The organism is Nonomuraea gerenzanensis, assembly GCF_020215645.1.
In the GTDB taxonomy this organism is placed as follows: domain Bacteria; phylum Actinomycetota; class Actinomycetes; order Streptosporangiales; family Streptosporangiaceae; genus Nonomuraea; species Nonomuraea gerenzanensis.
The window spans coordinates 11,345,305-11,360,774 of record NZ_CP084058.1 but is presented as its reverse complement, the minus strand read 5'-3'; the positions used below and the strand labels follow the sequence as shown (position 1 = coordinate 11,360,774).

Here is a 15,470-nt window from a genome sequence, read left to right as displayed (position 1 = left end):
CATGCCCTTCGAGCTGATCTGCGAGATCGAACCCCCGACCAAGCCCGATCTGAAGCACGTACGGCACCAGATCGGCACCATGAGCAAGATCGCTTCGGCGTTCCTCATCCCCGACAACCACATCGGCCGCGCGACGGTCTCCAGCGTGGCCGTGGCGCACGAGGTCGAGGCCATGGGCGGGCGCGGCATCGCCTGTCTCAACTCGCGCGACCGCAACCTGCTGGGCCTGCGCCGCGACCTGCTGACGGCGGCGGCGTACGGGGTGGACCAGTTCCTGTTCGTCTACGGTGACAAGCCCACCAGCGGCAACCGGACGAGCGACCTGAACGTGCGCTCGATGATCGACGAGGCGCGCGCCTTCTCGCCCGGCTTCCGCGTGGGGGCCGCCGCCGGGCTGCGCCCGCTGCCCGCCTGGAAGCGTACGGCCGACTTCCTGTTCTCGCAGGTCAGCTTCTCCGTCGAGGAGCAGCTGCGCTGGCGCGAGGAGCACCCGGTGGACGTGCCCGTCTACGCCGGCGTCATGGTGCTGGCCAGCGAGCGGCACGCGCGCACCCTGGCCGCCGCGATCCCGGACATCGCGCTGCCCGAGAAGCTGATCGAGGCGGTGGCGGCGGACCGCATGGCGGGGGTGGAGGCGGCCTGCGAGCAGGTCCTCGCGCTGCGCGACTCCGGCGCCTTCGCCGGCGTGCACCTCGTGCCCGTCGCCCGCTACCGCGACGTGGAGTCCCGCCTGGCCGCCGCGCTCTGAGGCCGGGCGAAGGCGGCCAGCAGCGCGCCGAGCAGCGCGACGCAGAACAGCACCGCGTACGCCCGCTGGAACCCGTCCATGAGCTGGCCCACCGCCACCGGTGACAGCGTGGACAGGGTGCCCGCGTACACCTGGGCGCGCACGGCCGGCCCCACCGAGGCGGTCAGCACGCTGAGCGACAGGCCGACGCTGATCACGATGCCGACGTTCATCACCATGACGCGGAAGCCGTTGACCACGCCCAGGCTGCCGGCCGGCAGTGCCCGCATGACCTGCGTGGTGTTGCCCGTCAGGAACGTTCCGCTGCCGCAGCCCGCCACGAACAAGCCGATCCCGATCACCCAGTACGGCGTGGCGGGGTCGGCCGTCAGCATCAGCGTGCCGAGCCCGGCCGCGCTCAGCACCGCGCCGCCGATCGACAGCGCGTACGGCGAGACCCGCTGCCCCAGCAGGCCCACGATCGGCGAGGCCAGCCCGATCCCGACCGGCACGGGCAGCACGCTGAGCCCCGCCTCGAACGCGTCCACGCCCCTGGCGGCCTGGAAGTACAGCGCCACCACCAGGATCAGCGCGGAACGGGCCAGCGCGTTGCAGAAGGAGGCCAGGTTCGCGCAGGTCAGCAGCCGCCCGCCGAACAGCCGCAGGTCCAGCACCGGGTTGGGGGCCCGCCGCTCGGCCCATACGGTCAGCGGCACCAGCAGCACGAACAGGCCCGCCCCCACCAGCACGACGGGGCTGGACAGCCCGCTCGACCCGGCCGTGGACAGGGCCAGCAGCAGCGCCGACAGCGCCGCGAACACCAGCACGTTGCCCAGCCCGTCCACCGGCTCCTTCGGCTGCCTGGGCATCTTCCGTAAGATGGCCGCGCCCACGCCCAGCGCCAGCAGCCCGGCGGGCACGTTCACCCAGAAGATCCACTGCCAGCCGGCCGCCTCGGCGATCAGGCCGCCGAGCGTCGGCCCGGCGAGCTGGGCCACCGACAGCGTGCCGATGTAGACGCCCATGCCCTGGCTGAGCCGGTCGGGCGGGAAGGCGTCGGTGATGATGACGGTGCCGTTCGCCAGGATCATCGCGGCGCCGATCGCCTGTAACACGCGCATCGCGATCAGGAACCACACCGACGGCGACAGCCCGGCCAGCAGCGAGGCCACGGTGAACAGCGCGAACCCCGCCAGGTACACCTCACGCCTGCCGAGCAGGTCGGCCACGCGGCCGAAGAACACCAGGCTCGCCGTGTTGACCAGCAGGAACGACAGGAGGATCCAGTTCGACTCCAGGGCGTCCGCGTGGAAGTGCCGCACCACGGTCGGCAGCGCCACGTTCAGCGTGCTGCCGGCGATGCCGATGAGGACGAGGCCCAGGCTGGTGACCGCGCACACCTGCCAGGCGTAACGCATCCGGGTGTCGTCCTGGGGGGTGAGTGCGACCATGCCCTCCACTATGACGTACGGCGTACGTCCGGTTTCTCCCCAGGGGTCACCTTGCTCGCTTGCGCAACCCTTCGAGATCGTGGATCACCACGCGCCGCCTGCCGGTCTCGATCAGGCCTCGGTCCCGCAGGGTGCGCAGCGCCTTGCTGACGGCCTCGCGGGAGGCGCCGGTCCAGCCGGCCAGCTCGTCCTGCGACAGGGGCAGGGCCACCCGCACGCCGCTGTTGGTCTTCTCCCCGTACCGGTCGGCCAGCTCCAGCAGCCGGGTCGCCACCCGCCCCGTGGTGTCGAAGGCGCCGTACTCGATGCGCTTGCGGTCGGAGTCGCGCAGCTTGTTGCTGATGAGCTGCATGAGCAGCACGGCGATGCGCCCGTGGGTCTCCAGGAAGCCGGAGAAGTCACGCACCACGAGGCCGGCGATCGGCTCCAGCGCCGTCACGGTGGTCGAGCGGGGTGAGCCGTCGATGGCCGACAGCTCGCCGAGCAGCGCGCCCGGCCCGCGTACGGCCAGCACCACCTCGGTGCCGCTGCTCGTGTGGGAGGAGCACTTGACCCTGCCCTCCATCAGCACGAGCACCCAGTCGGAGGTGTCGCCCTCGGTCATGATGGTCGTGCCCCGGTCCCAGCGCCGCAGCCGACCGGCCGAGCGCAGCGCCTCGACCTCCTCGGCGGTGAGCATGGTCAGGAACTCTCCGGGCTCTGAATCCATGCGCCCGATTATGTCGGTACCTGGACCGCCCTACTATTCCATTTCGGTCAGAACGTAGGCCGTGACGAGCTCCTCCTTGCCCTTGAGGTTGAGCGGCCCGAGGGAGTTCACCCGCGCGCCGTCGCCCAGTTGCCGGTACGTCGTCTCCCCGATCACCACCGTGCCCGGCTCGGCCAGGGTCTGGAGCCTGGCGGCCACGTTCACGGCGTCGCCCATGGCGTTGAAGCCGCGCAGCTCGGGGCTGCCGATGTTGCCGACCAGCGCGGGCCCGGTGTTGACGCCCACCCGGAACGTCGGCCACTCCACCGTGTCGACCTTCCAGGCCATCTCCTCGGCGATCTCGGCGGCGGCCCGCTGCATCTGCAGCGCCGCCTTGCAGGCCTGCCGCGCGTGCCCGTCCTGCGTGGCGGGGGCGTTGAACAGGGCGAGCAGCGCGTCGCCGACGAACTGCACAATGGTGCCGCCGTTGTTCAGGATGCAGGGGACGGCGGCCGTGTGGTAGCGGTTCAGCATCTCGACGATCTCGCCGGGCGTGACCTTCTCCGAGAACGTGGTGAAGCCCTTGAGGTCGGCGAAGAGCGCGGTCAGCTCCTTGAGCTGGCCGCCCAGCGCCGCCTGCGCGGGGTCGGCGAGCAGCGCGTTGGCCACGTCCGGCGACATGTACTGGTGGAAGAGCGTGTGCAGCTCCTGGTAGAGGCGGGCGTTCTCCAGCGAGATCGACAACTGCCCGGCCAGCGTGGCGGCCAGCGCCTCGTCCTGGGTGGTGCGCCCGACCGGCACCTCCAGCACGCCCGCCAGGTTGCCCTTCACTGTCAGGGGGAAGGCCAGGAGCTGGTCGCGCCTGATCGGGTTGCCGTCGGTGAAGGCGTAGTCGCGCGAGCCGATCTGCGTCCTGCCCTCCGAGACCAGAGCGATCTTGACGTCCCCGTACGCCTGCCGCACCCGCTCCAGCGACACCGTCAGCAGCTCGTTCTCCGGCAGCCCGACCTTGGTCTGCGCGCTCACCGCCACCAGCGCGGCCAGCCGCTCCGACAGCTCCCGCTCGTTGGCCAGCGCTTCGCCCGCCCGGTCGAGCACCGCCGCCTGCCCCTCGTTGAGCCGGAACTTGCCCGACAGCCGGGTCGCGGCCAGCGGCTCGCCCCGGCGTACGTGCTCGACCAGCTCCTCCAGCGCCTCGTCATAGTCGCGCTGGATGCGCCGCACCGTGGCCGACAGCGCCACCGAGTCGAACAGGCCCGCGCTCGACCCCTCCCGCCTGAACTGCAGGTACGCGCTGTAACCCACGAACACGAAGGCCAGGGTGAGCAGGACGTGCCACTCCCACCAGGACAGGTGCCAGTTGAGCTGCGACATGCCCGCGATCATCGACTCGGCCAACAGCGCGTACGCGGTGATCAGGCTGATCAGCATGGCCGCCGGCCGCCGCCGGTGCAGCAGGAACATCATCACGCTCGCCGCCCCGTACAGCAGCACGCCCGGCACGGAGCCCCACACCAGCCAGTCGATCGGCGAGACCATCGGCGGCTCGCTGAGCGGCGTCAGCCCCGGCACCAGCGACACCAGGCCCCACAGCACCATGAACCCGAGCAGCGCCCCCCGGATGAAGTGCTGCGACCCCAGCACCGCCTTGGCGGCCCTGTCCTGCAGAGGCAGCGCGGAGGCGAACGCGAACGCCGAGGCGATCGTGAGCCCCACCTGCTGGCCGAGGTCGAACCCGACGGAGCCGGTGGTCAGGATGACCTTCGGCGTGGCCAGGCCGTGCAGGAAGAAGAACCCGGCACTGCTCAGGAAGACCATGGAGACCAGGAACAGCCGCGCGTCCTGCCGCCGCCGGGAGGCCTCGCTGATGAGCAGGCCGAGCGCGACGTTGACGCCGGCCACCAGGACGATCAGCCAGAAGTGGCTGGCGTTGTGCTGCCAGAAGACGTTGATGTGCGGCTGGGCCAGCAGCAGCCAGAGGCCGAGCAGGGGCAGGATCAGGTGGATGGCCCACACCACGCCGCGTACGGGCTGGGTGGCCGGGGGCAGGTAAGGCGTGGGACCGGGCGTTGGCACAGACCGATTATCCACGCGCCGTCCGCGTCGCCAATGCGTCCTTTTACTCACCTGAGTCGGAGACTTTCGGTCAAACCGGTCAGTAACCCTCCGTTTCGTAATGGATACGTTATGTAGTTTGCGTACACCTTTGGAACGGTCGAAGCGTGAATCTCATGCACAACATGAGCACCAACCGTTCCTCTGGAAGGAAAGCCGTGGCTATCAAGGTTCGAGGCGGACGCACGATCACGCTCGCCGCCGTCGGGGCGCTGGCCGCCTCCCTGCTCACCGTGGGTGGCGTCGCCACCGCCTCGTCCGCCGCCGCCGAGGTGCACGCCTGCGTGCACAAGAAGACGCGGTACGCCCGCATCGTCAACCCGACGACGAAGTGCAGGAAGACGGAGGAGCGGATCCTGATCGGCGGCTCCGGCACCTCCACGACCACCGTCCAGACGGGCGAGCAGGGCCGTCAGGGCGAGCGTGGGCCGGCGGGGCCGCAGGGCAAGCAGGGTGTGGCGGGCCCGCAGGGTCCCAAGGGCGAGACCGGCCCGCAGGGCAAGCAGGGCGAGCCCGGCCCCCAGGGGCCGCAGGGCCCGAAGGGCGACGACGGCAAGAACGGCCTGCCGGGCAAGGACGGCAAGGACGGCCTTCCCGGCAAGACCGGCGCCACCGGCCCGCAGGGGCCGAAGGGCGACACCGGCCCGCGCGGCCCCGAGGGTCCCAAGGGCGAGCCCGGCAGCGGCGCCAACTACACCACCTACGTCAAGCAGGAAAGCATCAGGAGCACCGGCTCCGAGACGGCGAGCTGCGGCAGCGGCGGCCTGGTGACCGGCGGCGGCTTCTCGTTCGGCACGCTCAAGAACGCGGTCGTCACCGGCAGCGCGCCCTCCCCCGGCAACAGCTGGACCGTCACCGTGGCCAAGGACGACAACGGCGGCGGCAACGACTACAACCGGCAGGCCGCCCCGTCGGCCTCGCCCTCTGCCCAGGCCGAGACCTACACCCACGGTGGCGGCAACAACGGCACCAGCGTCAGCGGCACCGTCTACGTCGTCTGCCTGAAGAAGGCGTAACGACAGGCGGAAGGGCCGGCACGCAACCCGTACCGGCCCTCCTGAACCACACCCTCAGCCGAACAGCGCGGGAAGCGCGGCCGTGTGCGTTTCCCGCAGCTCCGTCACGGAGACCTCGAACACGCCCTTGACGACCAGCGACTCCCCGCCGGTCATCCCCAGCCTGTAACAGGGCACGTCATGCCGCCCGCACAGCGACGCGAACTCCTCGTAGGCCTCCGGCCGCACCACGACCAGCGCCCGCGCCGCGGACTCGCTGAACAGGTCGGTGAACGCGTCACCCGTCAGCTCGACCTCGGCCCCGACGCCCCGCGCCAGGCAGGACTCGGCCAGCGCGATGGCCAGCCCGCCGTCCGACAGGTCGTGCGAGCCTTCGAGCAGCCCGCGCCTGCCCGCCTCCACCAGCACGGTGGCCAGCGCCTGCTCGGCCTCCAGGTCGGCCTGCGGCGGCAGCCCGCCCAGGTGGCGGTGCTCGACGTGGGCCCACTCGGAGCCGCCGAACTCCTCGCCGGTGTCGCCGAGCAGCACGACCCGCAGCCCCTCGGCGGTGAACCCGGACGGCACCCGCTTGGCGACGTCCTCGATCACGCCGAGCACGCCCACGACGGGCGTGGGGTGGATGGCCGTGGAGCCGGTCTGGTTGTAGAAGGAGACGTTGCCCCCGGTGACCGGCACGCCCAGCGCCCTGCAGGCGTCGGCGAGCCCGCGGGTGGCCTCGGCGAACTGCCACATGACCTCGGGGTCCTCGGGGGAGCCGAAGTTGAGGCAGTTGGTGACGGCCAGCGGCTTGGCGCCGGTCACGGCCACGTTCCGGTACGCCTCGGCCAGCGCGAGCTGCGCCCCCGCGTACGGGTCGAGCTTGGCGTAGCGGCCGTTGCCGTCGGTGGACAGCGCGATGCCCCGCGTGGTCGGCTCCGCGCCCTCGATCGCCTCCGAGATGCGCAGCATGCCCGCGTCGGCCGGCTGGGCCAGCACGGTGTTGGAGCGCACGTAGCGGTCGTACTGGTCGGTCACCCACGACTTGGAGGCCAGGTTGGGCGAGCCGAGCAGCTTGAGCAGGGTCGCGCGCAGGTCGGTGGGCCGCTCCAGCCGGTCGGGCGTGTCGCCGTTGAGTGCGGCCTGCCCGGCCGGCTCGTGGAAAGGCCGCTCGTAGACGGGGCCGTCGTCGGCGGCGGTGCCCGGCGGGATGTCCACGATGATCTCGCCGTCCCAGGTCATGACGAGGCGGCCGGTGTCGGTGACCTCGCCGATGACGGTGGCGGGCACGTCCCACTTCTCGCAGATCGCCATGAACGCGGGGATGTCGTCCGGCCGGACGACGGCCATCATGCGCTCCTGCGACTCGCTCATGAGGATCTCCTCGGGCCTGAGCGAGGGGTCGCGCAGCGGGACCAGGTTGAGGTCGACGGTCATGCCGCCGGTGCCCTTGGCGGCCAGCTCGGTGGTGGCGCAGGAGACGCCGGCCGCGCCGAGGTCCTGGATGCCGACGACCACGTCGGCCGCGTACAGCTCCAGGCAGCACTCGATGAGCAGCTTCTCCATGAACGGGTCGCCCACCTGCACGGCGGGCCGCTTGGCCTGCGACTCGTCCTCGAACGTGGCGCTGGCCAGCACGGAGGCGCCGCCGATGCCGTCGGGGCCGGTGGAGGCGCCGAACAGCACCACCTTGTTGCCGGGGCCGGGCGCGGTGGCCAGCTTGATCTGGTCCTTGCGCAGCAGGCCCACGCACAGGGCGTTGACCAGCGGGTTGCCGAGGTAGCAGGGGTCGAAGACGACCTCGCCGCCGATGTTGGGCAGGCCCAGGCAGTTGCCGTAGCTGCTGATGCCCTCGACCACGCCGGGCAGCACCCGGCGGGTGTCCACGGCGTCGGCCGCGCCGAAGCGCAGCGCGTCCATGACGGCGATCGGGCGGGCGCCCATCGACATGATGTCGCGCACGATCCCGCCGACGCCGGTGGCCGCGCCCTGGTGCGGCTCGACGTAGGACGGGTGGTTGTGGCTCTCGATCTTGAACGTGGCCGCCCAGCCGTCGCCGATGTCGACCACGCCGGCGTTCTCGCCCATGCCCACGAGCAGCGCCTCTGACTTGGGCGCCTTGGTGGCGAACTGCCGCAGGTGCACCTTGGACGACTTGTACGAGCAGTGCTCGGACCACATGACGCTGTAGATGGCCAGCTCGGAGCCGGTCGGACGGCGGCCCAGGATCTCCTTGACCCGGTCGTACTCGTCCTGCTTCATCCCCAGCTCGGCGAAGGGCATCGGCTCGTCGGGAGTCTCCGCCGCCCGCTTCACACTGTCTGTCATGCGTTCACCAGGTTCTTCAGGATGGAGGTGAAGACGCCGAGCCCGTCGGTGCTCGGGGCGCCCACCAGGTCCTCGACGGCGTGCTCGGGGTGCGGCATGAGGCCCACCACGTTGCCCGCCTCGTTGCGGATGCCGGCGATGTCGTTGAGCGAGCCGTTGGGGTTGCCGACGTAGCGGAAGACCACGTGACCGCCCGCCTCCAGCGCGGCCAGCGTGTCGTCGGAGGCCACGTAGCGGCCCTCGCCGTGCTTGATCGGCAGCACGATCTCCTGGCCCTGGGTGAAGGAGTTCGTCCAGGACGTCGCGGTCTGCTCGACCTTCAGCCGCTGGTCGCGGCAGACGTAGTGCAGCGAGGCGTTACGCGTCAGCGCGCCGGGCAGCAGGTGCGCCTCGCACAGGATCTGGAACCCGTTGCAGGTGCCGATCACGGGCAGCCCGGCCCTGGCGGCGGGGACGAGCTCCTCCATGAGCGGCGCGAAGCGCGAGATGGCTCCGCAACGCAGGTAGTCGCCGTAGGAGAAGCCGCCGGGCAGGAAGACGGCGTCGACTCCCTTCAGGTCGTGGTCGGCGTGCCACAACGGGACCGCCTGCGCGCCCACGAGGCGCACGGCTCTGGCGGCGTCCTGGTCGTCGAGAGTTCCTGGAAACGTGACTACGCCCACACGGGCAGCGCTCATGACTGTCGTCCCCTCCGGAGGAATGCGCGCGCGCACCACCGTCCCTTCGGGGCGGACGGCGGTGTCATCAGGTTATCGGGTGCTCCCAGGTGGTCGGCATCGGCTCACCCGGCACGCGTACGCGCAGCTCAGACAGCGGCCAGCTCGCGGGGACGGGCCTTGGCGCCGTCGTCCCAGGCGAGGTGCTTGCGCAGGTGGACCGTGGTGCCCCGGCCGGGCGTGACGCCGAAGGAGATCTCGTCGACGACGGAGCGCATGATCAGCAGGCCGCGGCCGTTCTCGGTGTCGGGAGGCGGGAAGTGCTGGGGCATCGCGGGGACACCGGCACCGTTGTCGGCCACGCGCACGTCGCACTGGCCGGCGCCGATGGCCGCCGTCACCTCGTAGCGGTTGGCCGGCCCTCCGTGCCGGACCGCGTTGGAGCATGCCTCGGAGACGGCGAGCAGCATGTCGGCGATGCACGTCTCGCTCACGTTGAGTGAACGCATGGCGTCGCCTAGCACTCGCCTGACCATCGGTATGCCGATCGCATCCCGAGGCAGTGCCAACGAGAACTCAATATCCACCGGACTCCTCCGGGCGCCGGAATCTCACCTGGAGTAGGTTTCCCTGAGAAAACGGGGCTAACCGCAAAATCACGTTGTTGTTATTTAGTGTTGGCACGCCCGTGGCATTGTGTCACGGCGCAACCAGGCTTTAACCGCCCCAGGGGAAATCGGGGCGGCAAATGTGCCTTAGCCCTCGACCCGGACGCTGTAGTCCTCGATGACGGTGTTGGCGAGCAGCGTCTCGGCCATCTTGCGCACTTCCTCCAGTGCCGCGTCGTCGGCCGGACCGTCGAGCTCGACCTCGAAGCGCTTGCCCTGACGCACGGCCGAGACGCCGGCGAAGCCGAGTCTGGGCAGCGCCCTGGCGATGGCCTGGCCCTGCGGATCGAGGATCTCGGGCTTCAACATGACGTCCACGATGACGCGGGCCACTGCGTTCCTCCTGGGAGCGGTGGGTGGATGGGAAGCACAGCCTACCGGCGCGTGTGGCTGCCACCACAACGGGAACGGGGAGGACATGGGGCTTGCGCACAGGGCTGTGACGTCTGCCACGATGGCCCCGAAAGCGTACGAACCACCACCTCCCGGTTCGTCGTTAGGTAAGGCTGGCCTAAGTTGGTAACCCCATCCGAAGTCCGGCCCCTGACCAGCAGGAGTGGCGCATGACCATAGACGCCTCGGGAGCATCTCCTGAGCTCGTCCAGCTGCTCACCCCCGAGGGAGAGCGGGTCGAGCATCCCGACTACGACATAGACCTGACCCCGGAGGAGATCCGGTCGCTCTACCGCGACCTCGTCCTCGTCCGGCGCATCGACCTGGAGGCCGTGGCGCTGCAACGGCAGGGCGAGCTGGGCATCTGGGCCTCGCTGCTCGGCCAGGAGGCCGCCCAGATCGGCTCCGGGCGCGCGCTCACCGACGCCGACATGGCCTTCCCCACCTACCGCGAGCACGGCGTGGCGTGGTGCCGAGACGTCGACCCGGTCAAGCTGCTGGGCCTGTTCAGGGGCGTCAACCACGGGGGATGGGACCCCAAGGAGCACAACTTCCACCTCTACACGATCGTGATCGGCAGCCAGACCCTGCACGCGGTCGGCTACGCGATGGGCATCCAGCGCGACGACGCGAGCGCGGCGACCATCGTCTACTTCGGCGACGGCGCCACCTCCCAGGGTGACGTCAACGAGTCGTTCATCTGGGCCAGCGTGTTCAACGCGCCGATCGTGTTCTTCTGCCAGAACAACCAGTGGGCCATCTCCGAGCCGCTGGAGAAGCAGACCCGCATCCCGCTCTACCGGCGGGCCTCCGGGTTCGGGTTCCCCGGCATCAGGGTCGACGGCAACGACGTGTTCGCCTGCCTCGCGGTGACGCGCAAGGCGCTCGAAGCCGCCCGTACGGGGCAGGGGCCGACGCTCATCGAGGCGTACACGTACCGGATGGGCGCCCACACCACCACCGACGACCCCACGCGCTACCGCGTGGCCAGCGAGCTGGAGGCGTGGAAGCTCAAGGACCCGATCGAGCGGGTCAAGGCGTACCTGTTCAAGAACGAGCAGGGCGACCAGGCCTTCTTCGACGCTGTGGAGGCCGAGGCCGACCAGCTCGGCGCGGACCTGCGCAGGCGCTGCCTGGCCATGCCCGACCCCGAGCCGCTCGACATCTTCGACCACGTCTACCGCGAGCCCCACGCCCTGATCGACCAGGAGCGCGCCCAGTTCGCCGCGTACTTGGAGGGGTTCGAGAAATGACGGTCCTGAGTCTGTCGAAGGCCCTGAACGAGGGCATGCGCAAGGCGATGGAGGACGACCCCAAGGTTCTCATCATGGGCGAGGACGTCGGCAAGCTGGGCGGCGTCTTCCGCGTCACCGACGGCCTGCAGAAGGACTTCGGCGAGGACCGCGTGATCGACACGCCGCTGGCCGAATCGGGCATCATCGGCACCGCGATCGGGCTCGCGCTGCGCGGCTACCGGCCGGTGTGCGAGATCCAGTTCGACGGGTTCGTCTTCCCTGCCGCCGACCAGATCATCACGCAGCTCGCCAAGATGCCGATGCGCTCGCTGGGCGCGATCAAGCTGCCGGTCGTTGTCCGCATCCCCTGCGGCGGCGGCATCGGCGCGGTCGAGCACCACAGCGAGTCGCCGGAGGCGTACTTCACCCACACGGCCGGCCTGCGCGTCGTCGCCTGCTCCAACCCGGCCGACGCCTACAGCATGATCCAGCAGGCCATCCGCAGCGACGACCCGGTGCTCTTCTTCGAGCCCAAGCGCCGCTACTGGGAGAAGGCCGACATCGACACCTCCTCCACCGACTGGTGGGCGCCGCTGCACTCCGCCCGGACCGTCCGCCCCGGCGCCGACGTCACGGTCCTGGCCTATGGGCCCATGGTCAAGACCTGCCTGGAGGCCGCCACGGCGGCCGAGGACGACGGGCGCTCGCTGGAGGTCATCGACCTGCGCTCGCTCAACCCGCTGGACGAGCCGGTCGTGATGGAGTCCGTACGCCGCACGGGCCGCGTCGTGGTCGTCCACGAGGCCCCGGTCAACAGCGGTTTCGGCGCCGAGCTGGCCGCGCGGATCACCGAGCGGTGCTTCTACCACCTGGAGTCGCCCGTGCTGCGGGTCGGCGGCTTCTCCACCCCCTACCCCCCGTCCAAGCTGGAGGAGCACTACCTGCCCGACCTGGACCGCGTGCTCGACGCCGTCGACCGGACCTTCGGGTACTGAGGGGGTTGCGCGATGCGACGCGAGTTCAAGCTTCCCGACGTCGGTGAAGGGCTGACGGAGGCCGAGATCGTCCGCTGGCACGTCAAGGCGGGTGATGCGGTCAAGGTCAACCAGATCGTCGTGGAGATCGAGACGGCCAAGTCGATCGTCGAGCTGCCCATCCCGTGGGACGGCGTGGTGGCGGGGCTGATGGCCGAGGAGGGCGACACGGTCGACGTCGGTGTGGCCATCATCGCCGTCGACACGGCCGAGGAGGGCGGCGCGGCTCCCGCGCCGGCGGCCGGCACGCCCGCCCACGCTCCGGGCGACCTGGCGGCGCTGGCCGACGACATGGTGCCGAAGCCGCCGGCGGAGGGTGCCGTGGAGCCGGGCGCCCACGGCAGCCCGGCGCCGAAGGAGGAGCGCCAGGCGGTCCTGGTCGGCTACGGCGTCAAGACCGGCGCCACCAAGCGCCGGGCCCGCAGGCAACCGGCCGCGGGCATCCCCGCCAACCCGGTGGCCAACCCGTCCCGCGTCGAGGTGGACGGCCCGCCCGCGTCACCTCCCGCCACGATGCCGCAAGCCGCTCCCGACACGGCTCCCGACACGGCTCCCGACACAGTGCGTACGACGCCGAGCCGCGTGGCCGTCCTGGCCAAGCCGCCCGTGCGCAAGCTGGCCAGAGACCTGGGCGTGGACCTGGTCACGATCACCGGCACCGGCCCGCAGGGCTCGATCACCCGCGACGACGTCCACGCGGCGGCCCAGGCCCCTGCCCAGCAGCCGGTCGAGCAGCCGGTCCCGCAGCCGGGCGCGCGTGAGGAGCGCATCCCCATCAAGGGCGTCCGCAAGGCCACCGCCCAGGCCATGGTCACCAGCGCCTTCACGGCCCCGCACGTCACCGAGTTCCTCCAGGTGGACATGACGGCCACGATGGAGGCGGTCCGCCGCATGCGCACCCTGGCGGACTTCGCCGAGGTCAAGGTGACCCCGCTGCTCCTGGTGGCCAAGGCGGTCCTGACGGCGATCGCGCGCCACCCGGCGATCAACGCCACCTGGGACGAGCAGGCCCAGGAGATCGTCGTCAAGCACTACGTGAACCTGGGCATCGCCGCCGCCACCCCCAGAGGACTCCTGGTCCCCAACATCAAGGACGCCCAGGACCTCTCGCTGCCCGCCCTGGCCGGGCGGCTCGCGGCACTCGCGGAGACGGCCAGGGCCGGCCGCACCCAGCCCGCCGAGATGGCGGGCGGCACGATCACCATCACCAACGTCGGCGTGTTCGGCGTGGACGGCGGCACCCCGATCATCAACCCGGGCGAGGCGGCCATCTTGGCGGTCGGCCAGGTCAGGGACATGCCGTGGGTGGTGGACGGCGAGCTGGCGGTCCGCAAGGTGGCCACTCTGTCGCTCTCGTTCGACCACCGCATGGTGGACGGCGAGCTGGGCTCGCTCTTCCTGGCGGACGTGGGCGCGATGCTGGAGGACCCCCTGCGCATGCTCGTCTGGAGCTGACGAGGAAGCCGGAGCTACGCGGAAGCCGGAGCTACGCGGAAGCCGGAGCTGACGAGGAAGGGAGTACGGCGATCGCCGGGAGGACCCCTCTCCCGGCGATCGCCGTACGGCGGGGACGCCCGCACCCACAGACGTCAGAGTGCCCAGGGGCGCCCGCGAATACATCGATATGGTGATCCCTATGATTCGCCACATCGTGCTGTTCACCTGGACCGCGGCCGCGACCGCCGAGCAGAGGGCCGCCGTCACGGCTGAGCTGCGCAAGCTCCCCGACCTGATCCCGCAGCTACGCGCCTACACGGTCGGCGCCGACGCGGGCCTCAACCAGGGCAACCACGACTACGCGGTGGTGGCGGACTTCGACAACGTGGACGACTACCTGGTCTACCGCGACCATCCCGACCACCAGAAGGTGATCGCCGAGCACATCAAGCCGATCCTCGCGACCCGCGCCGCCGTACAGCTGAGTCTCTAGAGCTCGGGCGGGTTGTTCTCGCGGTGCATCAGCCTGTTGTCGGAGGTCTGGCCCCGCCTGGGGGCCAGCACGATGCTGAGCACCACTCCCACGCCACCGACGATCATGAAGATGAGGCCGATGACATCCATGTGGACGGCCTGCCCGAACACGTCGGGCTCGATCGCGAACCTCAGGATGGCGCCAAGCGTGAGGAAGAAGATGCTGACCCCGACCCCCATGACGACCTCCAGGCAAACGGCGAGTACAGCCTCGGTCATACCCGGCTATCGCCGATCACACCCGTCGCTTCTCACGCCAGGCACGACAGCGGCCGGCCGCCGTTGTAGGTGATCATGTCCGTGATGGCGGTGACCAGGTCGATCGGCGCGCCGAGGGGCTGCCCGTCGAGCTCGCTGTAGGCCCGGTGCAGGTTACCCACGACGCGCTCGGGGTCGAGCAGCCCGGCCCACTCGCCGAGGTCGGTCTCCAGCGCGGTCTCCAGCGGCGTCAGGCCCGCCTGCTTGCCCCGCCTGGCGGTCTCCCGCACGAAGCGCAGGTAGCCCTCCACCGGCTCGTACGCCTCCGGCCCGCACACCTCGCCGTGCCCCGGCACCAAGGTCTGCGCCCCCAGCTCCCTGAGCTGCTCAAGGGCCCGCAGCGCCCCGGCCACCGAGCCCATCAGCACGAACGGCGTGCCGCCGTTGAACACCAGGTCCCCGGTGAACAGCAGCCGCCGCTCCGGGATCCACACGTAGGAGTCGTTGGTGGTGTGCGCGGCGTGCCCGACATGCCGCACCTCGCAGCGCAGCTCGTCGGAGTGCAGCGTGATCCGGTCGGTGAAGGTCAGGAACGGCGGGGTCGGCTCCATCTTGCCCCACTCCACCCCGGCCGACCACGCGCTGCGGTAGGCGGGCACGCCGTCGGCGATGATCTGCTCGCGCACGCCCTCGTGGCCGACGATCGTGGCCTCGGGGAAGAGCCAGTTGCCGAACGTGTGGTCGCCGTGGTGGTGGGTGTTGACCAGCGTGGTGATCGGCCGGCCGCTGACCTTGCCGATGGCCTCGCGAAAGGCGCGCGTGCGCCGCTCGGTGGAGCAGGCGTCGATGACGACGACGCCGCGCCGGCCGGCGAGGAACCCGGTGTTGTTGATCCACCAGCTCCCGTCGGGCTGTACGTAGGCGTACACCCCGTCGGACACCTCTTCGACGCGCGGCGGCGGCAGGGGGTGGTCGTGAGAGGAGGAGCTCATGCCGCGACGCTACACAAGGCGG

The 15,470-nt window shown here is 70.5% G+C and carries 15 protein-coding genes; 6 read left to right on the top strand and 9 right to left on the bottom strand.

Features of this window, described 5'->3' with window-relative positions; genetic code table 11:
- Position 1: 1 nt before the first annotated feature.
- The gene (locus tag LCN96_RS52865) at positions 2-748 is read left to right on the top strand and encodes a methylenetetrahydrofolate reductase (protein WP_225269939.1); all 747 of its coding nucleotides are present in this window, start codon (positions 2-4) and stop codon (positions 746-748) included.
- Here the strand turns inward: LCN96_RS52865 and LCN96_RS52860 are convergent.
- The 3 genes from LCN96_RS52860 to LCN96_RS52850 are packed head-to-tail and all read right to left on the bottom strand — an operon-like array spanning position 709 to position 4,942.
- Positions 709-2,178, bottom strand: coding sequence for an MFS transporter (locus LCN96_RS52860; protein ID WP_225269938.1), 1,470 nt, complete (start codon positions 2,176-2,178; stop codon positions 709-711). The two genes, LCN96_RS52865 and LCN96_RS52860, sit on opposite strands and share 40 nt — an antisense overlap.
- A gap of 46 nt (positions 2,179-2,224) precedes the next feature.
- Positions 2,225-2,887, bottom strand: coding sequence for a Crp/Fnr family transcriptional regulator (locus LCN96_RS52855; RefSeq protein WP_225269937.1), 663 nt, complete (start codon positions 2,885-2,887; stop codon positions 2,225-2,227).
- Between the two features lie 33 nt (positions 2,888-2,920).
- Positions 2,921-4,942, bottom strand: coding sequence for an adenylate/guanylate cyclase domain-containing protein (locus LCN96_RS52850; protein ID WP_225269936.1), 2,022 nt, complete (start codon positions 4,940-4,942; stop codon positions 2,921-2,923).
- 197 nt (positions 4,943-5,139) lie between these two features.
- Here LCN96_RS52850 and LCN96_RS57285 point away from each other — a divergent pair, with 197 nt between their 5' ends.
- Complete coding sequence (locus LCN96_RS57285) at positions 5,140-5,997, top strand: collagen-like domain-containing protein (RefSeq protein WP_311132148.1); 858 nt, start codon at positions 5,140-5,142, stop codon at positions 5,995-5,997.
- 54 nt (positions 5,998-6,051) lie between these two features.
- On the opposite strand, the gene purL is transcribed toward LCN96_RS57285, so the two are convergent.
- The 4 genes from purL to purS form a co-directional block, all read right to left on the bottom strand.
- Positions 6,052-8,301 carry a phosphoribosylformylglycinamidine synthase subunit PurL gene (purL, locus tag LCN96_RS52840; RefSeq protein WP_225269935.1) on the bottom strand — a complete coding sequence of 750 codons (2,250 nt, stop codon included), beginning with the start codon at positions 8,299-8,301 and terminating at the stop codon, positions 6,052-6,054.
- Entirely contained in the window at positions 8,298-8,978 is a 681-nt protein-coding gene (purQ, locus tag LCN96_RS52835) for a phosphoribosylformylglycinamidine synthase subunit PurQ (protein WP_225269934.1), read from the bottom strand. The genes purL and purQ overlap by 4 nt, the downstream gene beginning before the upstream one ends.
- Positions 8,979-9,106: 128 nt before the next feature.
- Positions 9,107-9,493, bottom strand: a complete 387-nt coding sequence (locus LCN96_RS52830) for an ATP-binding protein (RefSeq protein ID WP_225269933.1) — start codon at positions 9,491-9,493, stop codon at positions 9,107-9,109.
- A 219-nt stretch (positions 9,494-9,712) separates the two neighbouring features.
- Positions 9,713-9,958 (bottom strand): phosphoribosylformylglycinamidine synthase subunit PurS, encoded by a 246-nt coding sequence (purS, locus tag LCN96_RS52825; RefSeq protein ID WP_225269932.1) that lies wholly within the window; start codon positions 9,956-9,958, stop codon positions 9,713-9,715.
- A 230-nt stretch (positions 9,959-10,188) separates the two neighbouring features.
- On the opposite strand from purS, the gene pdhA reads away from it, so the two are divergent.
- The 4 genes from pdhA to LCN96_RS52805 all read left to right on the top strand — a co-directional run bounded on the left by pdhA (position 10,189) and on the right by LCN96_RS52805 (position 14,217).
- Entirely contained in the window at positions 10,189-11,271 is a 1,083-nt protein-coding gene (gene pdhA, locus LCN96_RS52820; protein WP_225269931.1) for a pyruvate dehydrogenase (acetyl-transferring) E1 component subunit alpha, read from the top strand.
- Entirely contained in the window at positions 11,268-12,248 is a 981-nt protein-coding gene (locus LCN96_RS52815; RefSeq protein WP_225269930.1) for an alpha-ketoacid dehydrogenase subunit beta, read from the top strand. Before pdhA ends, LCN96_RS52815 begins: the two co-directional genes overlap by 4 nt.
- A gap of 12 nt (positions 12,249-12,260) precedes the next feature.
- Positions 12,261-13,742, top strand: coding sequence for a dihydrolipoamide acetyltransferase family protein (locus tag LCN96_RS52810; RefSeq protein ID WP_225269929.1), 1,482 nt, complete (start codon positions 12,261-12,263; stop codon positions 13,740-13,742).
- 181 nt (positions 13,743-13,923) lie between these two features.
- Positions 13,924-14,217: a Dabb family protein gene (locus LCN96_RS52805; RefSeq protein ID WP_225269928.1), complete on the top strand. Its 294-nt coding sequence runs from the start codon at positions 13,924-13,926 to the stop codon at positions 14,215-14,217.
- Here the strand turns inward: LCN96_RS52805 and LCN96_RS52800 are convergent.
- Positions 14,214-14,438 (bottom strand): hypothetical protein, encoded by a 225-nt coding sequence (locus tag LCN96_RS52800; protein WP_225269927.1) that lies wholly within the window; start codon positions 14,436-14,438, stop codon positions 14,214-14,216. The two genes, LCN96_RS52805 and LCN96_RS52800, sit on opposite strands and share 4 nt — an antisense overlap.
- Positions 14,439-14,509: 71 nt before the next feature.
- On the bottom strand, positions 14,510-15,448 hold the full coding sequence (locus LCN96_RS52795) for an MBL fold metallo-hydrolase (protein WP_225269926.1): 939 nt from the start codon (positions 15,446-15,448) through the stop codon (positions 14,510-14,512).
- Between the last annotated feature and the right edge of the window lie 22 nt (positions 15,449-15,470).